This is a genomic window from Flavobacterium pectinovorum, assembly GCF_900142715.1.
GTDB lineage: Bacteria > Bacteroidota > Bacteroidia > Flavobacteriales > Flavobacteriaceae > Flavobacterium > Flavobacterium pectinovorum.
Map to the genome: position 1 here is coordinate 317,257 of NZ_FRBX01000005.1, position 19,814 is coordinate 337,070.

General features: G+C 33.1%; 15 protein-coding genes. 5 read left to right on the forward strand and 10 right to left on the reverse strand.

What is annotated here, in order from left to right:
- The first annotated feature begins 89 nt into the window (after positions 1 to 89).
- Positions 90 to 2,846 carry an outer membrane beta-barrel protein gene (locus tag BUE22_RS18215; protein WP_073397222.1) on the forward strand — a complete coding sequence of 919 codons (2,757 nt, stop codon included), beginning with the start codon at positions 90 to 92 and terminating at the stop codon, positions 2,844 to 2,846.
- Positions 2,847 to 2,924: 78 nt separating this feature from the next.
- On the opposite strand, the gene BUE22_RS18220 is transcribed toward BUE22_RS18215, so the two are convergent.
- The 8 genes from BUE22_RS18220 to BUE22_RS18255 form a co-directional block, all read right to left on the reverse strand.
- Entirely contained in the window at positions 2,925 to 3,662 is a 738-nt protein-coding gene (locus tag BUE22_RS18220; RefSeq protein ID WP_073397224.1) for a DUF2490 domain-containing protein, read from the reverse strand.
- A 174-nt stretch (positions 3,663 to 3,836) separates the two neighbouring features.
- A complete protein-coding gene (locus BUE22_RS18225) occupies positions 3,837 to 6,386 on the reverse strand; it encodes a TonB-dependent receptor (RefSeq protein ID WP_073397226.1) in 2,550 nt (849 codons plus the stop codon).
- A gap of 247 nt (positions 6,387 to 6,633) precedes the next feature.
- Positions 6,634 to 7,047, reverse strand: coding sequence for an RrF2 family transcriptional regulator (locus BUE22_RS18230; protein ID WP_042563962.1), 414 nt, complete (start codon positions 7,045 to 7,047; stop codon positions 6,634 to 6,636).
- Positions 7,048 to 7,155: 108 nt separating this feature from the next.
- On the reverse strand, positions 7,156 to 7,995 hold the full coding sequence (locus BUE22_RS18235; protein ID WP_073397362.1) for a TPM domain-containing protein: 840 nt from the start codon (positions 7,993 to 7,995) through the stop codon (positions 7,156 to 7,158).
- Positions 7,996 to 7,998: 3 nt separating this feature from the next.
- Complete coding sequence (locus BUE22_RS18240) at positions 7,999 to 8,436, reverse strand: TPM domain-containing protein (RefSeq protein WP_042563963.1); 438 nt, start codon at positions 8,434 to 8,436, stop codon at positions 7,999 to 8,001.
- 77 nt (positions 8,437 to 8,513) lie between these two features.
- The gene (locus BUE22_RS18245) at positions 8,514 to 9,095 is read right to left on the reverse strand and encodes a LemA family protein (RefSeq protein WP_042563964.1); all 582 of its coding nucleotides are present in this window, start codon (positions 9,093 to 9,095) and stop codon (positions 8,514 to 8,516) included.
- A gap of 40 nt (positions 9,096 to 9,135) precedes the next feature.
- Positions 9,136 to 9,468, reverse strand: coding sequence for a MerR family transcriptional regulator (locus BUE22_RS18250; protein WP_042563965.1), 333 nt, complete (start codon positions 9,466 to 9,468; stop codon positions 9,136 to 9,138).
- A gap of 47 nt (positions 9,469 to 9,515) precedes the next feature.
- Positions 9,516 to 10,493, reverse strand: a complete 978-nt coding sequence (locus BUE22_RS18255) for a M23 family metallopeptidase (RefSeq protein ID WP_073397228.1) — start codon at positions 10,491 to 10,493, stop codon at positions 9,516 to 9,518.
- Positions 10,494 to 10,750: 257 nt separating this feature from the next.
- Between BUE22_RS18255 and alaS the strand changes: the two genes are divergently transcribed.
- Positions 10,751 to 13,387 (forward strand): alanine--tRNA ligase, encoded by a 2,637-nt coding sequence (gene alaS / locus BUE22_RS18260; protein WP_073397230.1) that lies wholly within the window; start codon positions 10,751 to 10,753, stop codon positions 13,385 to 13,387.
- Between the two features lie 306 nt (positions 13,388 to 13,693).
- Here the strand turns inward: alaS and BUE22_RS18265 are convergent, their stop codons facing one another.
- Positions 13,694 to 15,439, reverse strand: coding sequence for an ABC transporter ATP-binding protein (locus BUE22_RS18265; protein ID WP_042563968.1), 1,746 nt, complete (start codon positions 15,437 to 15,439; stop codon positions 13,694 to 13,696).
- Between the two features lie 147 nt (positions 15,440 to 15,586).
- Between BUE22_RS18265 and BUE22_RS18270 the strand changes: the two genes are divergently transcribed.
- Positions 15,587 to 16,390: a hypothetical protein gene (locus BUE22_RS18270; protein ID WP_073397231.1), complete on the forward strand. Its 804-nt coding sequence runs from the start codon at positions 15,587 to 15,589 to the stop codon at positions 16,388 to 16,390.
- Between the two features lie 78 nt (positions 16,391 to 16,468).
- Here the strand turns inward: BUE22_RS18270 and BUE22_RS18275 are convergent, their stop codons facing one another.
- A complete protein-coding gene (locus BUE22_RS18275; RefSeq protein WP_073397232.1) occupies positions 16,469 to 17,611 on the reverse strand; it encodes a M12 family metallopeptidase in 1,143 nt (380 codons plus the stop codon).
- A 168-nt stretch (positions 17,612 to 17,779) separates the two neighbouring features.
- On the opposite strand from BUE22_RS18275, the gene BUE22_RS18280 reads away from it, so the two are divergent.
- Both BUE22_RS18280 and BUE22_RS18285 read left to right on the forward strand, forming a co-directional pair.
- Positions 17,780 to 18,598 carry a hypothetical protein gene (locus BUE22_RS18280; protein ID WP_073397234.1) on the forward strand — a complete coding sequence of 273 codons (819 nt, stop codon included), beginning with the start codon at positions 17,780 to 17,782 and terminating at the stop codon, positions 18,596 to 18,598.
- Between the two features lie 95 nt (positions 18,599 to 18,693).
- Positions 18,694 to 19,653 (forward strand): GSCFA domain-containing protein, encoded by a 960-nt coding sequence (locus tag BUE22_RS18285; protein WP_073397235.1) that lies wholly within the window; start codon positions 18,694 to 18,696, stop codon positions 19,651 to 19,653.
- Positions 19,654 to 19,814 lie beyond the last annotated feature (161 nt).

Here is a 19,814-nt window from a genome sequence, read left to right on the forward strand (position 1 = left end):
TTTTAATGGCACACTATTTGAATAAATGTAAAAACTACAATTAAACCTTTTTGTTTTTTTGTAGTCTAACTAAAACTAACCAATTTTTTATGACCAAAATTTATTCTTTTTTAGCACTTTTTTTCCTTTTTGTTTTTACTGCAAATGCTCAAAATGACATTACTGTTAGAGGGACTGTTCTTGATGTTAATACGCAATTGCCACTGGAAATGTCAACTGTTTACTTTACTACCGTAAAAGATTCTACTGTTATTGAATATGCTACAACAGACAAGAACGGAAACTTTGCAATGAACATTAAAAAATATGATAAGCCTGTATTTTTAAAGGTAAATTATATGGGATACCAAACTTATTATGAAGAGTATAAAGGACTCACGGAAAGTAAGGATTTTGGTAAAGTATATTTAATCGAAAATGTAAATGCCCTAAATGAGGTTATTATAAAATCAGAAGCAGCACCAATAACCATCAAAAAAGATACACTGGAATTTAATGCTTCTTCTTATAAAGTCCGCCCTGATTCTAATGTAGAGACATTATTGAAACAATTGCCCGGATTTGATGTTGACAACGACGGAAAAATTACCGTAAATGGACGAGAGGTCAATCAGGTTTTAGTAAATGGGAAAACGTTTTTTGATAAAGATGGAGCCATTGCCATCAAAAATTTGCCTGCAGATATCATCAAGAAAATTCAGGTTTCTGATTTTAAAACCAAGAAAGAAGAGCTTTCTAAACAGGAATCGACTTCGGATTTTTCGAGTATTAATATTACGATTGACGAAAAGAAAAACAAAGGTTACTTTGGGAAAGTAATGGGAGGTTACGGATCTGATGACAGATATGAGGCAAACGTTAATTTGAATTTCTTTAATAATAAACAGAAAATTAGTTTATTAGCTTCATCCAATAACATCAATTCTACAGGATTTTCTATGGATGATGTTTTTGATAATATGGCTGGCGGACGAAATAGTAATAGCAAAAGCGGAAGTTCAGGCTCTGGCGGAAAAGGAATTACACAATCTAATTTAGTAGGCTTAAATTATTCTGATGACTGGACAAAGGATTTGCTTGCCATGGGAAGTTATAATTTTTCTAATACAGTTAATAAAAATGATAGTAAATCAAATCAGCTTAGTTTTTTGCCAACCGGAAATATTATTACAACGGCCGATTCTAAATCGAGAAATGAAAGTACAGGAAACAATGTTAATTTTGAGCTGGAATATAAAATTGATCCAACAATGCGAATTGTAGTTGCGCCAAGACTCAATCAATCCCGCACCAATAGCAACTCAAGTTCTTCTAGTTTTTCTGAAGATGAAAATGGAAACGCTTTAAATGAAAGTAATGCAAATTCGTATTCCGAAAGTAACAATTTTAGTTTTGGGAATACCATCAATTTTAATAAAGCTTTTGAAAGAAAGTCAAGAAATTTAAGTTTCGTTTTGTCTAATAATAATACAAGTTCTGATGGAAATACAAGAAATCTTTCGGAAACGATTTTTTATCAGGACAATCAGCCAAATGACGAAAGAAATCAAAATACAAAAAAGAGAAGCAGCAGCGATTCTTATTCAGCAGATCTAGAATATACAGAGCCTATAACTGATTCGTTAAGAGTTAGATTTGGATCTGATTTTGATTGGAAAAGTTCTGCAAATGACGAAAGAACATTTAATTTTGATCCTGCTACACAAGAATATACAGATTTGAATCTAGCTTTGAGTAACTATACGAGTTCAATACAAAATTCGGTTACGCCAAAAGTTGGAGTTACGCTGCAAAAGAACAAGTTTACCCTGAATCTTGACAGCCGAACTTCGATTATAAATTTTGACAATCATTCTGTATATCTAAATAATGCCACAGATTTAAATAAAAAGTATGCATTGCCTTTTGCGACTGCATTGCTAAGGTACAAATTTAGTCGTTCTAAAAATTTATCTTTCAAGTACGATTATTCAAATGCACTGCCATCTGCAACTCAGTTAATGCCGGTTATAAATCTTAATAATCCTTTGAATACAATTGTTGGAAATCCGGATTTGAAACCGATTGAAAAAAACAGTGTAAGCTTTAATTTTAAAAATTATGATTTCCGTTCGCGTTCCGGTTACAGTTTATATGTAAAAGGAGATTATTATGATAATGATATTGTATCGACTTCACTATATGACGATAGCGGAAAAAGAACGACAACTTATGTAAACATTTCAGGAGTTTACAACGCGTCGATTGGTGCAAACTGGAATCAATCTGTAAAAAGTGGTGCACATACTTTAAGATACGGATTAGGATTAAACGCCGGTTATACTTTTGATAAAGGCTTTACAAATGCTGTTTTATACAACGCAAAATCGACATCAATTACACCAAAAGTATATTTGTCATACGATTACGGAGAAATATTAACCATTGCACCATCTTATAATTTATCATACAATCAGTCAAAATATGAGAATTATTCAAGAGATGCGACTTCAAATGTGGTTCACAGAATCAATTTGCAAACAACGACTTATTGGCCGGAGAATTTAATTTTTGGAAATGATTTTGGATATACTTACAACTCCAATATTTCTGATGATTTCAAGAAAGATTTTTATCTGTGGAATACGAGTTTGTCTTATGGATTTTTGGATAAAAAACTATACGCAAAAGTAAAAGTATACGACGTTTTAAATCAGAATCTAAGCGCCACAAGAACAATTTCTGCAACATCTATTCGTGATGAAGAAAACACCGTTTTAAAACGTTATGTGATGTTTTCTCTGGCTTATAAAATTGGAAATTTTAAAGGAGCAGAGAAGGGTGGAAAAAGAAGAGAAAGAGATTAGTTTTTTATTTAGGTTCATAGGTGCAAAGTGGCAAAGGAATAAAGATTAAAAAAAATCCCGAAGCCTCGGGACTAAAATCTAAAATCTCCGATCAATTCTATGATAAATTGTAAAACGAATAATATCCCGATCATAAAAATCGACACCACTTGCACGTCTTTGAAGGCTTTTTAGATACCCTAATTCTAAACCAATATTTGGATTGAAATGATAACGTAATGCCGCGTAAATTCTGTTTTGATCGAAAGTGTTTCTTTTATTGTCTTTTCCGAAATTGAATAAAACTTCATCAGAAAGAGTGCCTTTTAAACTTCGTTTTTCTTTTTTCCAAAGATCAAAAGTCGATTGTAACCGGTATCTGAACCTAAAAGCAAAAGAAAAATCATCCAGTAATTCTGTTTTAGTTGCTTTTTGTATAAAACGTTCTTCGAGTTGAAAACGATTGTGAAAAGTAATTTTTGCAATATCATTAATTAAAGTAATGTCCTGCTGAGCTCGATACTCAGGAACTGAATAATTAGGATCAACGTTCGGATCCTGAGTATTGACATTAAAATAAGCAAATCCTCCGCCTAAATCTACAAGTTTTGTGGCTCGATATCTTCCCTGAATTCTTATGACAAAAAGATTTTCATGAACAGGATTTATAAAACTACGATTATCAAATTCAGAATGTAAGGCCCACTTTTCGGTTAAAGGCAAAATATTATAATACCGAATCCAGGTCAGTGTTTGCTGATCAAAATTTCTTTTGGTTTGAGCAAAGCCAATTTGAGTCAAAAAAGTAAAAAAGAAAAATATCCTCAGAATTTTCATTTATATAAATCCAAGCTGCGAATATATACAAATGAGAATTGATTTATGAGGTAATATATTGACTTTTAAATTGGTTTTCTTTTCAATTTTGTGATTTTGTAAAAATTAGAATATAAAAAAAGCGAGATAAATTTTAAAATCTATCTCGCTTCAACTATCTAAATTAACTCAATTTTATAGTGAATATTTTAAAGTAATACCATAAGTTCTCTGATCTCCCAATACAGCTGCGTATTGTCCTGTATTTCCACCTGCTGGTAATAATTGTTCGTAATAATCTTTGTTTAAAAGGTTACGACCCCAGAAGTGAACAGATAATCCCTGCGATGCACGGAAACCTAAACGAGCATTAAAAATAGCATATCCCGGAACAACTAAATATTTTGAAGCAGAAGGGCTTGATGAGAATTCAGAACGGGCATAAGAATCTACCCCTAAGAATACTTTTCCTGCATTTCCAAAGAATTTTGCATTGTTAGAAAGTTCACCTCCTAAAGATCCTGCCCATCTTGAAGCACCCGGTAAAGCTGATCCGGATACATCTTTAAAGGAAATCGGAGCTCCGGTTTCTTCTAATGGAAGTGGGGCATTTGTAAATTTAACGTATTTAGCATCCGTATAAGTTGCTGCTCCGTTTATCGTTAAATGTGGGCTTACAACAAAGCTTGCATCTAATTCTGCGCCTTTAACTTCAACTTTATCTGCGTTAGCAAGATAACCGCGATTTACACCTAATTCAGCTGCCTGAACGTTGGTTTGAAAATCTTTAATTTCTGTTTGAAAAAACGTTAAATTGAAGATTGAATTTTTGAATGGTGAAGTTTTTACTCCAACTTCATAATGATTTACTTTTTCCGGTTTAATAACAGCAAGTTCCAATAATGGCGCACCAGCAGAATTTGTTGGAAGTCCGGCTACATTTACTCCAACAGGTTTGTAACTTTTTGCATAAGTTGCATAAGCATTAATTTTATCAGATGCTTTAAAAGATACAGTTATGTTTCCTGAAAAATCTGTATTGTCTGTGCTTGAATCAAATGCCTGATCAGAATACACTTGTTTTTTTAATGCAAGTAAAGCAGGATCTGTCGTTTGTAACCCTCCGTAGGTTGTACGGGCATAATGAGCATCTTTTTTGTCAAAATTATATCTCACACCTGGTAAAATATGCAAACGGTCTGTAATAGCCCAGTCAATCTGACCAAATACTGCAGCACTTGATGCTCTGATATTGGCATCAGTTTTTATTCCGTATCCTTCAAAAAGTCCCGGAGTTTTCCATAGTGCGCTTGTTGAACTTTGCGCAAATCGCCATTGTGCGTTTCCTGATTCTTCAGTACCATCTGTTTGAGAGGTCTGATCGATAAAAAATACACCTGCAACACCACTTATTCTTGATGTTAACTGACCTGCATAACGCACTTCTTGTGTAATTTGAGTTTGTCTTGTAGGGTTTTGAGATTTTGCCAATACCTGTAATCCTGTAAAATCCCTGTCGTTTGACGGATCCCAATTCCAGAATCTCCATGCAGTTGTTGAAGTAAGAGTTCCGCCTCCAATTTTCGTATCAATATTAAGAGATATTCCTCCCATATCCTGATTAGAACGCCATGGAGTATCTTGGTCAATTTTGCGGTCAAATGCATTTCTGCTTGGCAATTGGTAATTCAAATCGGCAATAATAGCATCAAACTGACGATAAGCGGCTCTTTGTGTTGGTGCAACGCCAGCAACCACCTGAGCATATCCGTCAGGGCGCTGTGTTGTAATATCAGCAGCCAATATAATGTTTGTATTTACAGTTGGAGTCCAAAGCAATTGTCCTCTAATTCCCTGATTGTTTAATGTATTAGTAGCTCTTCCTGTAGCAACATTATCAATTAAACCGTCACGTTGTGTTCCTGAAAAAGATAAACGTCCCGCAACTTTTTTACCCAAAGCTCCTGTGACAGATGCTTTGGCCTGAAGGAAAGAATAGTTTCCATAACTCACTTCAAAATCAGCTCCGGAAGTAAAACTTGGTTTACGAGTTGTAATGTTAAATGCTCCCGAAGTAGTGTTTTTTCCAAACAAAGATCCTTGTGGTCCGCGCAAAACTTCAATTTGCTCAACATCGATAAAATCAAGCGTTGTTGCAGCCGGACGTGCGTAGTAAACACCGTCTACATAAAAACCAACACCAGGGTCGATTCCGTCATTTGTAAGTCCGAAAGGAGAACCAAGACTACGAATGTTAATACCAGTATTTCTTGGGTTTGAAGAATATAATTGAACAGAAGGAACCAATTCTTTAATACGATTTACGTTAAAAGCTCCTGTTTGTTCTGCTTGTTTTCCTGTAATTACAGAAACCGCAATTGGTACATCCTGAACTTTTTCGATACGGCGTCTGGAAGAAACTACAACTTCAATAAGTTCGTTTTCTTCGCGAATAATCAATTGTAAAGGCGCTGTTGGTAATGCTGTAATTTCTATTTCTGTAGTTTTATAGCCTACGTACTGAACTAAAAGTGTAATAGGAAGTTTTCCTTTAGAATCTATACTAAACTTTCCGTTTTGATCTGTAGTAGTGCTTGAGGTTGTTCCTTTTATAACAACATTCGCAGCTTCTAATGGAATGTTTTCGTTTGTGTTAACGACACCTTCGATATTTTGTGCGTAAGATGTTGTGAAGGCTAAAAGTAAAAAAATGCTTGTAAGTGATATTTTATATATAGTTTTCATTTTTATATTAAGTATATGTGATTAGTAGAGTTTAAAATAAATTTTTTTTAACAACACATACACATCATACACGAAATACTTTCCACAATTGTGAATGAACTATTTTGGTTTCTTTGCAAAAGATTTTCAGCTACACCTGATAGATTGTAATTTACTTTCATTGGTTAAAATTTTCTAATTGGTTACTATATTTTTTTGCAAATATATGTAAATTCTATAGATTTACTAGGGATTAGAAAATATTTTTTTATTTCTTTACTAATGAAGCTATTGTGATGCCTTCCATGGCTTTCAAAGTTTTGTCTCTAATAAGCACTAAACCATGATGTAAGCTGCATTCTGACTCAGTTTTGCAGTCAGAACATGGTTCGTAAAAGTTTAAAGAAGCACAAGGCAAAAGTGCAATTGCACCGTCAAATAAACGGTGAATTTCTGCCAGAGTAATTTCATTTTTTGATTTTATCAGATAATATCCACCGAATTTTCCCTGCTTACTGCTCACAAAACGTCCGCGTTTTAGATCCAATAAAATTTGCTCTAAAAACTTTTTAGGAATGTTAGCTCCCTCAGCAATTTCCACAGTTCTGGAAATGTGATTTTCGTCTTGTTCTGCTAAATAAAGTAAGGCCTTAAGGGCGTATTTTGCTTTATGTGATAACATCTATATTTAGTTATGAATTATAAATTGTGAATTATGAATTACAGAAACTCAAAACTGTAACTGCAAACCGCGACTGAAAACTGAAAACTGCGACTGAAAACTGTAAAATTACCAGCTTCCGCTAGAACCTCCACCAGAGAATCCGCCGCCGCCAAAACCTCCGCCGAAGCCACCGCCTCCGCCGCCAAAACCACCTCCTGATGATCCTCCGCCGAAACCGCCAAATCCTCCGCCGCTGCTTCTGCCAAGACTGCTTAAAAGAATTACATCCATTAAACTTGGTCCTCCTCCGTTATTATTGCCAGAATTTCCTCCTCCGCCTTTATTTCGGAACATCAAAATTAATACAATTACGACAATAACAATAAAAGGAAGTATCGGGAAATTGTTTCCTTTAGAAGCTTGTTTTCTTTCGCCTTTAAATTTTCCTTTAAAAACATCAATTATAGCATCAGTTCCCTTGTCAAGACCGTTGTAAAAGCTTCCTGCTTTAAATTCGGGAATAATAATATTTCTGATGATTGTTCCTCCAATTCCGGCTGTCAAACGATCTTCAACACCATATCCCGGATTAATAGCAATTTTTTTCTCGTTTTTGGCCAATAAAATAATGACACCATTATCATCTTGCTTTGTTCCGCCAATTCCCCAGGTTTGTCCCCATTTTGTAGCGAGCTGGCTTACATCTTCACCTTTTAAACTTTCGATTGTAATAACGACAATTTGAGTTGTGGTAGAATCTGAATAACGAACCAGTTTTTCTTCAAGCTGTGTTTTTTCTGATGCACTTAAAATATTTGCATAATCGTAAACTGAAGTCTGAAAACTTGGTTTTTCGGGAATAGTAAATTGAGCAAAAATACTATTGCAGACAAAAAATGCGATAAATAAAAAAGTAAACTGAAAAATTCCGTTGGAATTTAAAATTGTATTGTTGGAATTTTTCATCATTTAACCTTTTGAAATTTCGTTTGATAATTCGTTTGTGTCACCTTCAGACCACGGGAAGTTCTTTTTTAATTGTTCGCCGGCGTTCAAAATACCGTCGACAATTCCTTGTTTAAAATTTCCTGCTTTAAATTGTTCCACCATTTTATCTTTGGTACAATCCCAAAAGTCTGCTGCAACAACATCGTTAATGCCTTTGTCTCCACAAATAGCAAAGCTTTTATCTTCGATGGCAAAATAAAATAAAACACCGTTTTGAAGTTGGGTTTCATTCATTTTTAATTCATGAAAAACTTCTAAAGCCCTGTCAAAAGGAACTTTAGAAGTTGTTTTTTCTATATGTACTCTAATTTCGCCAGAAGTATTTTTTTCGGCCACGCGAATAGCTTCAACAATTTCTTGTTCTTCTTCTTTGGATAAAAAATCTTCTACTTTTGACATTGAAATTATTTTAGAGTTTAGATTTCAGATATTAGATTTCAGGCTAAACCTGAATCATTAACCAAAAATATTTTTTTTTAGAATTTTACTTCAACTGGTTTTTCAGCACCTGCAACAGCTTCAAAGTATGGTTTTTCTTTGTAACTTAAAAACCAACTGTTTGGAATTGCAAGAACGTAACCATTGTAATCTTGTACAGCTTCGTTAAAACGAGTTCTGGCTGTTAAAATTTGATTTTCTGTACTTGCCAATTCGTCTTGTAATTTCAGGAAGTTTTCGTTTGCTTTTAAAGTCGGATATTGTTCAACAGAAACTAACAATCTTGACAAAGATGAAGATACGCCACTTTGAGCCTGATTGTATTGAGCCAATTGTTCAGGAGTGACATTACTTGGATCGATTGTCACGGAAGTAGCTTTTGCACGAGCCTCAATTACAGCTGTCAATGTTGATTTTTCGAAATCTGCAGCACCTTTAACTGTGTTAACTAAGTTTCCGATAAGGTCATTTCTTCTTTGGTAAGTAGTACTCACATTTCCCCATTCCTTATTAACTGCTTGATTTTTTTGCAAACCAGTATTTTTAATTCCGATTGACCAAAAAGCAATTATAGCAATTAAGGCTATTATAATTCCTACGGGGATTAACCATTTTTTCATGTTTGTTCTGATTTAAGTTTATTTCTAGTTTTTGATATTATTATAATTCGTTTTTAATTTCTGTTAATTGTGTTTTTATGGTCTCTAATTTACGTATTATTTCGAATTTATCTAATGTTTTCTTTTGTCCTTCCTTCAAATGCGTTTTGGCACCTTCAAGCGTAAAACCACGTTCTTTAACTAAATGATAAATCAATTGCAGGTTGGTAACATCTTCCGGCGTAAACATTCTGTTGCCTTTGGCATTTTTTTTAGGTTTCAAAATGTCAAATTCGCTGTCCCAAAAACGTATCAAAGACGCGTTGACATTAAAAGCCTTGGCAACTTCGCCAATGCTGTAATATCTTTTATCTTTAGAAAGTTCAATGTGCATGATTCTTGTTTTTCTTATTTATTCCAAAATTACTACTTTTTATAGTATTAATCTAATGACTGGTTTTCCTGATTTGCCATATGTGAAATAGCAACGTATTCAACAGCCGAGATATTTCCGTAATAAAAATTAAGCGGATTCACAACTTTTCCATCTTTATGTACTTCATAATGACAATGCGGTCCTTCAGATCTTCCTGTACTTCCAACAAATCCAACAATATCGCCTCTTTTAACATGTTGTCCGGCTCTGCAATTGTATTTGCTTAAATGTGCGTACAAACTCTCATATCCAAAACCATGCCTGATCACAACATGATTTCCAAATCCCGAAGCTGCGTCATCGGCTCTTGCGACAACACCATCACCGGTTGCATAGACAGGAGTGCCTGTAGGGGCTGTAAAGTCCATTCCGTTGTGCATTTTTCTCACTTTCGTGAAAGGGTCAATTCTATATCCAAAACCTGACGCGACACGTCTTAAGTTTTCATTTCGAACTGGCTGAATGGCAGGAATTGCCAGCAACAGATTTCCTTTTACACTCGCCAGTTTCAAAATTTCGTCTAATGATTTTGACTGAATAGCCAATTGTTTTGAAAGTTTATCAATTCGTTTTGTTGTATTTAACACTAATTGCGAATTGTTGTAGCCTTCTAAATCCTTATATCTGTTAATATCTCTAAAACCCGCTTTTCTAATAGAATCCGGAATTTCTGCTTTATTAAAATAAACTCTGTAAATATTGTTATCCCTGTCTTCAAGTGCCTCGGTTACAGCATCAATTTCGTCCATTTTTTTATTCAAAATAGCATATTGCAATTTTAAATTTTCAATTTCACGTGCCTGTAAACGATCTTTTGGCGTTTCGAAGTAAGGAGTGTTTATTAAAAGCACAAAAATGAAAAATCCAAAGAGCGCCGCAGCCAGCAAAAACAGTAATGCATAACCGATTTTGATTCTTTTTCTGGTTTTTATTTTCGTATAAGCCAGATTTTCTGAGTCGTAATAATATTTTACTTTCGCCATATTTTAAAATACCCTATTTTTGCAGCTTGTAAAATAGTTTGTCGAACAAATTTAATAAATGTTTCAGTTGTTGACAGCTTTTTTCAAGAATAAAATCAATTAGATAATTGACACAATTAGATAATTAGATAATGTATGAATTAGCTTATTTATTGTTTAAGGCAGTAAGTTTTTTAGTTAAAATTATCAGATTATCAAATTGAAATATTTAGTAATTTTCTAATTGACACATTATCAAATTGTCACATTAATAAAATATGAAATCACAAGACGTACGTAAACAATTTCTAGACTTTTTTAAGAGCAACGGACATTTAATTGTTCCTTCTGCTCCAATCGTTCTTAAGGACGATCCAACTCTTATGTTCAATAACTCGGGAATGGCCCAGTTTAAAGAATATTTTTTAGGAAACGGAACACCAAAAAGTAAAAGAATAGCCGATACGCAAAAATGTCTTCGTGTTTCAGGAAAACATAATGACCTTGAAGATGTTGGTTTTGATACTTATCACCACACAATGTTTGAGATGTTGGGGAACTGGTCTTTTGGTGATTATTTCAAAAAAGAAGCAATCAACTGGGCATGGCAATTATTGACAGAAGTTTATAAAATTCCAAAAGAAAATCTTTATGTTTCTGTTTTTGAAGGGAGTAAAGAAGATAATGTTCCATTTGATCAGGAAGCCTGGGATATCTGGAAAACATTAATCGACGAAGACCGAATTATTCTTGGAAATAAAAAAGATAATTTCTGGGAAATGGGAGATCAGGGACCATGCGGACCTTGTTCTGAAATTCACGTTGATTTACGTCCGGAATCTGAAAAAGCATTGGTTACAGGAAAAAGTCTGGTAAATAACGATCACCCTCAAGTAGTTGAAATCTGGAATAATGTATTCATGGAATTCAACCGTAAAGCGGATGGTTCTCTTGAAAAACTTCCTGCACAACACGTAGATACCGGAATGGGATTTGAGCGTTTGTGTATGGCGTTGCAAGGAAAAACATCAAATTATGATACAGATGTTTTTACTCCGCTTATCGAGAAAGTAGAACAAATTACAGGTTTAAAATATACATCTGATGAAGTAAAAAACATCAGTGAAGAACAAAATAAAACTAATATTGCGATTCGTGTTGTGGTAGATCACGTTCGTGCGGTTGCCTTTGCAATTGCTGACGGACAATTGCCATCAAATACAGGAGCAGGTTATGTAATTCGTAGAATTTTACGTCGTGCAATTCGTTACGGATTTACATTTTTGGGTACGAAAGAACCTTTTATCAATAAATTGGTTGAAGTTCTGGCAAACCAAATGGGAGAATTTTTTCCGGAAATCAAATCGCAGCAACAATTGGTTACCAATGTAATTCGCGAAGAAGAAGCTTCTTTCTTAAGAACTCTTGATCAGGGATTACAATTGTTAGATAATGTAATTGCACAAACTACAGGTTCTGAAGTTTCGGGAGCAAAAGCTTTTGAGCTTTATGATACTTTTGGTTTCCCAAAAGATTTAACGGCTTTGATTCTGAAAGAAAAAGGAATGTCTTTTAATGAAACAGAATTTGATGCTTCGATGCAGGAACAAAAAAATCGTTCACGCGCAGCATCTGAAGTTTCAACGGAAGACTGGACGGTTTTGATTCCAGGAAATGTTGAAACTTTCGTAGGTTATGATCAAGTAGAAAATGACGTAAAAATCACCAGAATACGTAAAGTAGATTCTAAAAAAGACGGAATTCTTTATCAAATTGTTTTAGACAATACACCATTTTACCCGGAAGGTGGAGGACAAGTCGGTGATAAAGGAACTTTGGTTTCTGCAAACGAAACGATTGAAATCATCGATACTAAAAAAGAAAACAATTTGATTTTGCATTTTGCAAAACAGTTACCTGAAAATATTGAAGCTGGTTTTGTGGCAAAAGTAAATAACGATTTAAGAGGTTCAACTTCTAAAAATCACTCTGCTACGCATTTAATGCATTTGGCTTTAAGAAACCTTCTTGGAACTCACGTAGAGCAAAAAGGTTCATTGGTAAATCCGAACTATTTACGTTTTGACTTTTCGCATTTTTCTAAAGTTTCAGAGGATGAATTACGTCAGGTTGAAGCAAGTGTAAATGCGCAGATTGAAGCACAATTGCAATTGGTAGAACACAGAAATATTCCGATTAAAGAAGCATTGGATAAAGGTGCAATGGCTTTATTTGGAGAGAAATACGGAGATAATGTTCGTATGATCGAGTTTGGTGAAAGTAAAGAGCTTTGTGGTGGAATTCACGTAAAAAACACGGCAGAAATCTGGCATTTCAAAATCATTTCTGAAGGAGCTGTAGCGGCTGGAATTCGTCGTATTGAAGCGATTACAGGCGATGCAGTAAAAGACTTCTATCAAAATCAGGAGAATACTTTAGCTGAAATAAAAGAAACATTAAAAAATCCACAGGATATTTTAAAATCAGTAGCTTCTTTACAGGATGATAATGCAAAACTGAAAAAGCAAATCGAGCAATTGCTAAAAGAAAAAATAGGTGTTTTAAAAACTGAATTAGAAAAAGATTTTCAGGAAGTAAACGGCGTAAATTTCCTTGCTAAACAAGTAGATTTAAGCATGGCATCAACTAAAGATTTGGCTTCTGCTTTAGGAAGTTCAAAAGCTGATTCTTTTGTGTTTTTAGCTTCAATTGAAGATGGTTTGCCAAATATTCATTGTTATATTGCTAAAGAATTAGTAGCAGGCAAAAACTTAAACGCAAATGCTGTTATTAAAGAATTAGGAAAATATATTGACGGAAACGGAGGAGGGCAGCCTTTCTTCGCATCCGGAAAAGGTAAAAATGCAAATGGAGTTGCTGAGGCTTTGGCTCACGCAATTGATTTTGTGAAGTAATTTTTTAATCTCGCAAAGAGGTAGAGTCGCAAAGTTTTTTAAGCTTTGCGGCTTTTTTTTGTAGCGTGATTAAAGTAGCTTTTTTAATCGCGCAAAGATGCAGAGTCGCAAAGTTTTTATAAGCTTGTCTTTTTTTAAGTAGTTTTTTTTGAATCTCATAAAAGCGCAAAAAAAATTAAAACTAAACTTTTGCGCCTTTGCGCGATTTTTATTTAAACTTAAAATATAGAAAAAGAAAAGCCGCAAAGCTTAAAAAACTTTGCGACTCTACCTCTTTGCGAGATTATTTTTTGCAGCTAATAAAACTTATTTGCGTTCCCCAATTTGCTGACGCCACATAGCGTAATACAAACCTTTCTCCACAATCAAATCCTCATGTTTACCTGATTCGATAATCTTACCTTGTTCTAAAACAAATATTCTATCAGCATGCATTACAGTTGATAAACGGTGGGCGATTAAAACAGTGATTCTGTTTTTATCAGATATATTTCTAATTGTTGCGTTGATTTCTTCTTCGGTTATAGAATCTAATGCAGAAGTTGCTTCATCAAAAATCAACAAATTCGGATTTCTTAAAATAGCTCTTGCGATTGATAAACGTTGTTTTTCTCCACCCGAAACTTTGATTCCACCTTCACCAATTGTGGTGTTTAAGCCATCTTCGGCACGGTTTAGTAATTTTTCGCAACTTGCTCTTTTCAGAGCGTCGTAAACTTCTTCATCGGTTGCATTGGGTTTTACAAACAATAAATTTTCACGAATTGTTCCGGAAAATAATTGTGCATCCTGAGTTACAAATCCTAATTGTTTTCTTAGGTCTAATAAATCAATATCAGTCGAATCAATTTCATTATAAAGCACTTGCCCTTCTGCAGGGGTGTATAAACCAACCAATAATTTTACTAAAGTTGTTTTCCCGGAACCAGACGGACCAACAAAAGCCACGGTTTGCCCTTGTTTAATTTCAAAATTGATATTTTCAACAGCTTTGAATTTTGCTGTTTTATGCTGAAAACTTACATTAGAAAAAAGTAACGATTGAATTGCTCCAACATGCTTTGGATTTTTTGGGCGGAATTCTTTTGGAGCACTTAGTAAAATTTTGAAATTTTCCATTGAAACTTTTGTTTCATTCAATGCAATGATAAAATTTCCTAATTCCTGTAAAGGTCCAAAAATGAAAAAAGTAAAAAACACCATTGTCAACAAATCGCCCACAATAATTTTTCCTCCAAATAAGAAATAATATAAAGTAAAAACAACACAAGTTCTTAAAAAGTGAACTGTTGTACCCTGAATAAAACTCAAACTTCTGATAAAACGGATTTTTTGTAATTCAAGCTGAAGGATTTTAAATGTATTTAGATTCAAACGTTTTTCTTCCTGATACGTTAAGCCAAGACTTTTTACAAGTTCGATATTTCGTAAACTTTCGGTTGTAGAACCCGCTAAAGCGTTCGTTTGATTAACGATTTTTTTAGATACAATTTTAATTTTTTTACCTAAATACGAACTAACTAAAGCAATAATTGGAGCCGTTACCAAAAAGATAAGCGAAATACGATAATCAATTCGGGCAACATAAAGAATTACAAATATAAATCCGATAACGGTTTGAAAGATTAAAGAAATAGAAAGCGTAATTAATTTTTCAGAATCAATACGTACTTTGGTCAATTTGCTTAAAGTTTCACCACTTCGCTGATCTTCGAATTCTGCATAAGGTAAATCGAGTGATTTTTTAATTCCGTCAGTATACATTTGCGCGCCTGTTCGCTGAATAACAACATTGGTAAAATAATCCTGAAAGTTTTTGGTAATTCTGGAAATCATTGCAGCACCAAGCGAAAGTCCTAACCAAAAGGACAGAGATTTAATGAATCCAATTTCGTTTCCTTTGTATTTATGCAGTCCAACACCGCAATCCTGCATTAATTTACCGGTAATAATAGAATCTGATAAGCTGAAACAGATGTTAATAGCAGCCATAATCAAAGCAAAAAATAGTAGCATTTTATGTTTGATTATATAAGAATATAATAATTTCATATATGAATTTAGATTTATGGAAGATGCAAAAGTAGTGAATAGTTTTGCTTTGTAAAGTTGATTTTTAGTTTAAAAAACTATTAAATATTTTCATGTTTTTGATTTTCGATTATATTTGTTCAATTGATACTATATAACCTACTAAAAATGAAAAAACTTCTATCTCTTTTTTTTGCTCTTGCATTGGTACTGACATCATGTTCAAATGATGAAAGTTCTTCTACGGAAGATTCTTCTTCAGAAGATAACTCTGTATTACCTAAAACTATTTCTTATACTTATCCGGATATAATTTTGGGTACAAATAGTATCAGTACAAATACCTATAATGGTAACAAGATCATAAGCAGTGTTAAAAATGATTCAAAAACAGTATTTACTTATGATGGTGACATAATTGTAAAACAAGAACAATTTGATATTAATGAATTAGGGAATGAAATTAAAAGTGCAGAAGTTGAATATAGATATGAAAATGGTAAATTAAAGACCAGAATTTTTAAGGAGGATATTAGACCAGCATATCCTGATGGAGAGTATATTGAAAAAATCGTTTATATACATTCTTCCAGCCTTATTTCATATATTAATTATAATGTGAATAAAAATACAAAAGAAGAAGTTAAAAATAGCGAAGGAACTTTGACTTATAAAGATGGAAATCTCATCAAAGAAGTGCAAATTTCAGGATCATCGACAAGAACAAGAACCTATGAATATGATACAAAGCATAATCCTCTAAAAAATATTTTGGGATTTGACTTATTATTAAATGAAATTACTGCATTTGGAAAAAATAATGTTATTAAAACCACAAGTGTATTAAGTGATTTTCCAACACAAGCAAACTACGTAACTACTTATGTTTATAACGATAGCGATTATCCAACCAAAAGAACATCATTAAGTGGGGGAGGATCTGTAGAATATGAAGTGGAGTACACGTATTAAGAATCTTAAAAGTTTTTAAAATACTAAAGTCCAACAGAATATTAAACCTGTTGGACTTTTTTATTAGAAGAATTGAGTTTATATTTTTCCAGTTTTAGAGGACCATCTTACAATACCATTATGAATTAATTGAAGATTGCCATCATCTTTTAAATGCAATGTTGCTCCGGGAAATCCAGTTGTATTACTTGTCCAGATTATGCTTGTAGGAAGCACACTAAGTTTTGAACCTTTAATTATAATATTTCCGGTTGTTGATTCGAAATAGCAACTTGGTTTACGACGATAAGAAGAATTTCCAACTTCCCAAATTGCTTTTTTTTCATCTAAATCAATAACTTTTAGAAGGCCTGGATCAAATTCTAGCGAATATCTTCCATTAGGAGATTTTATACGTTTATCCCAAGGAAGATTGTATATACTTTGTCCCGATTCTAAAATAGATACTATAGGAAACGGGTACCACTTATTTATTGACTTTATATCAATTTTTGATAATTCGGTTTGCTCAGCTATACCAACTCCATCAGTTGTTAGAGAAGGATCTATATAGTAATGCATTATAGATAAAGGATCATATGTAGTATAATTTGTTTGTTCAGGACTTTTTATTACAAATCGATCTACTTCTTCTTTAGACCATTCACTATAATACTGATATACCTTTGATAAATTCCAATTAATCTGAGCTATTGGACTTGCATTTTCATGGATAAGTCCCAATGCATGCCCAAATTCATGTAATATTGTTCTTCTTGAAGAGGCTTCATCACCAGTTAAAGTACCTAAACGCATTGTTTGTCTGTCTAAATCGCCATAAGCAGATCTCATTCCTAATTCTGACCAAGCGCCGGGAGTACCTATTTGGAAACCAATTCTAATATCTGCATATTCGTCTTTAGTTACATATTCAAATTTAAGATTTGCATACAAAGTCCATTGTGCTGCGATTCTTTTTACTTTTTCCTGAGAAGCGCTATCGCCATCCAAAAATTTAATTTTAATAGTTTGGCCCGGTTTCCATAATGGCCATTGTAAAATTGCGGCATCAGGCTTTGAAATGAAATCATCTTGTGAATTTATAAGATCAAAAGCGCACATATCTACTGCTTTTTTACCGGATGAAGGCGAGAATTGTTTACTGCTATTTTCTTCATTTTGTTGAGCGCAGGATGAAAATCCTAATGCTAAAAAGGCGATTATAATTTTTAATCTTTCCATGGTTTGCGGTTAATCAAAGTTAACACGCAATTTAATCATCAAAAGATTATTTCAGATACGTAATTTTCAGATATGTCTTAAAGTGTTGTAATTATACCGTATTGTGACGATTATTATTTAATAAAAACATGTCATTTTACATGATATTAATCTTCAAAACAAACTATTATGAAAACCAAATTACTTTATTGTTTAATAGCTTCTGTAGCATTAATCTTTGCTTCCTGTACAAATGATGAAAATAGTGATAATAATAGTTCGATTCTGCCAAAAAGAATAACATATAGGGATAAAAACAACAAGATTTATCAAACAACAATTTTTAGTTATAATGGTAATAAAATTGAAAGTATTTCTAGTGAAAATATATACATTGATTTTACTTATGATGGTAATCGTATAGTAAAAGAAAATCAATATAGGAATTATGGTGAAAGCCATACTGAAAAATCATATAGCTATTCAAATGATAATCTTAAAATTGTTACAAAATCATTAAACGGAAAAAAGACAAAATGTGTATATATTGATAATGGTGATGGAACGATTAAAAAAGAAATATATGAAATTGATATCAAAACAGGAAAACAGTCAGAAAGTTACAGTATTGACATGTTGACATTTGAAAAAGGAAATATAATAAAATCTGTTTTACATTGGGCCGATGGAGCTTATATTCATACTTATCATTATGGTTATGATGTAAGAAATAATGCTTTTAAAAATATTTTAGGTTTTAATTTGTTGTTAGATCAAGCAAATTTAGGTTTTTCAGAACTTAACTTTTTTTCAATAAATAATATTAAAGAATATAGTGTATCTACAAGTCGCGATCCAGAAATTGTTTTGGATCCTTATGATGGAATGGTATTTGAACCCTATTCTGAAAAAAGTGTTTATGAATATAACAAGCAAGGTTATCCAACCAAAAAAACGTCTTACAATGAAGATGGATCAGTAAACGAAACGATCGAATACACTTACTAATCAAAAAAAGTTTATTTTCATATAAGCCAAATACTTTCTGTATTTGGTTTTTTTATTGGTGAAAATTGGTGAAATTCGTGTTTAAATAAAAAGCCATGCAATTCAGAACCCAAATCCCGCTTTCTAAAACCAATAATCCAATCGATTATAATTCGAAAGTACTTTCTTTTGGTTCCTGCTTTGCAGAAAATATGGCCAATAAATTTGATTATTTTAAGTTTCAAAATGAAACAAATCCATTTGGAATTATTTTTAATCCGGTTTCGATTGAGAAAATAATTGACAGGACAGTTCAGGAAAAATGGTTTACAGAAAAAGATGTTTTCTTTCACAACGAACGCTGGCATAGTTTTGAAGTGCATTCTGATTTAAGCAATTCAGATCGACAAGAATTATTGGAAACTTTAAACAAAGCGATTTCAGAAACTCGTAAACAATTAAAAGAGACAACTCATATCATTATTACGTACGGAACGTCCTGGATTTATAGAAATCTGGAAAGTGAACAAATCGTTGCCAATTGTCATAAAGTCCCTCAAAAGCAGTTTTCAAAAGAATTATTAACTGTCGATGCAATCGAAAAAAGTATTCAAAACACCATCAATTTAATCCAGACATTAAATCCGGATATAAACTTCATTTTTACCATTTCACCCGTTCGCCATATAAAAGATGGTTTCGCTGAGAATCAATTGAGTAAATCGCATTTGTTTGCTGCACTTCATCAGGTTCTAAAAACTCATAACTCAAAACTCATAACTGCTAACTATTTTCCTTCTTATGAAATCGTGATGGACGAACTTCGCGATTATCGCTTTTATGGAGAAGACATGCTGCATCCCAATGCCGTTGCAATTGATTATATCTGGCATAAATTCAGTGAAAATTATATTGCTGAAAACGCGATTTCGATCATGAATGAAATAGAAGAAATTCAAAAAAGTCTGCGCCACAGAAGCTTTAATCCGGAATCAGAACAGCATCAGAAATTCTTAGCCAAACTTCAGCAAAGAATAAATATTTTGGGAGAAAAACTACCACACATTAGATTTTAAGCGCAGTTAGCGAGAGAAATACTTTGTGTCTTCAAGTCTTCGTGGCAAATCTTAAAGTAAGAAATTAACTATTTGTTCGTATAATTTTAGAATAATTGTGCATAATTATGTAAATTGTTAAGAATTAAAATTTACAATTTTGTAAACTGTAGAAATACAGT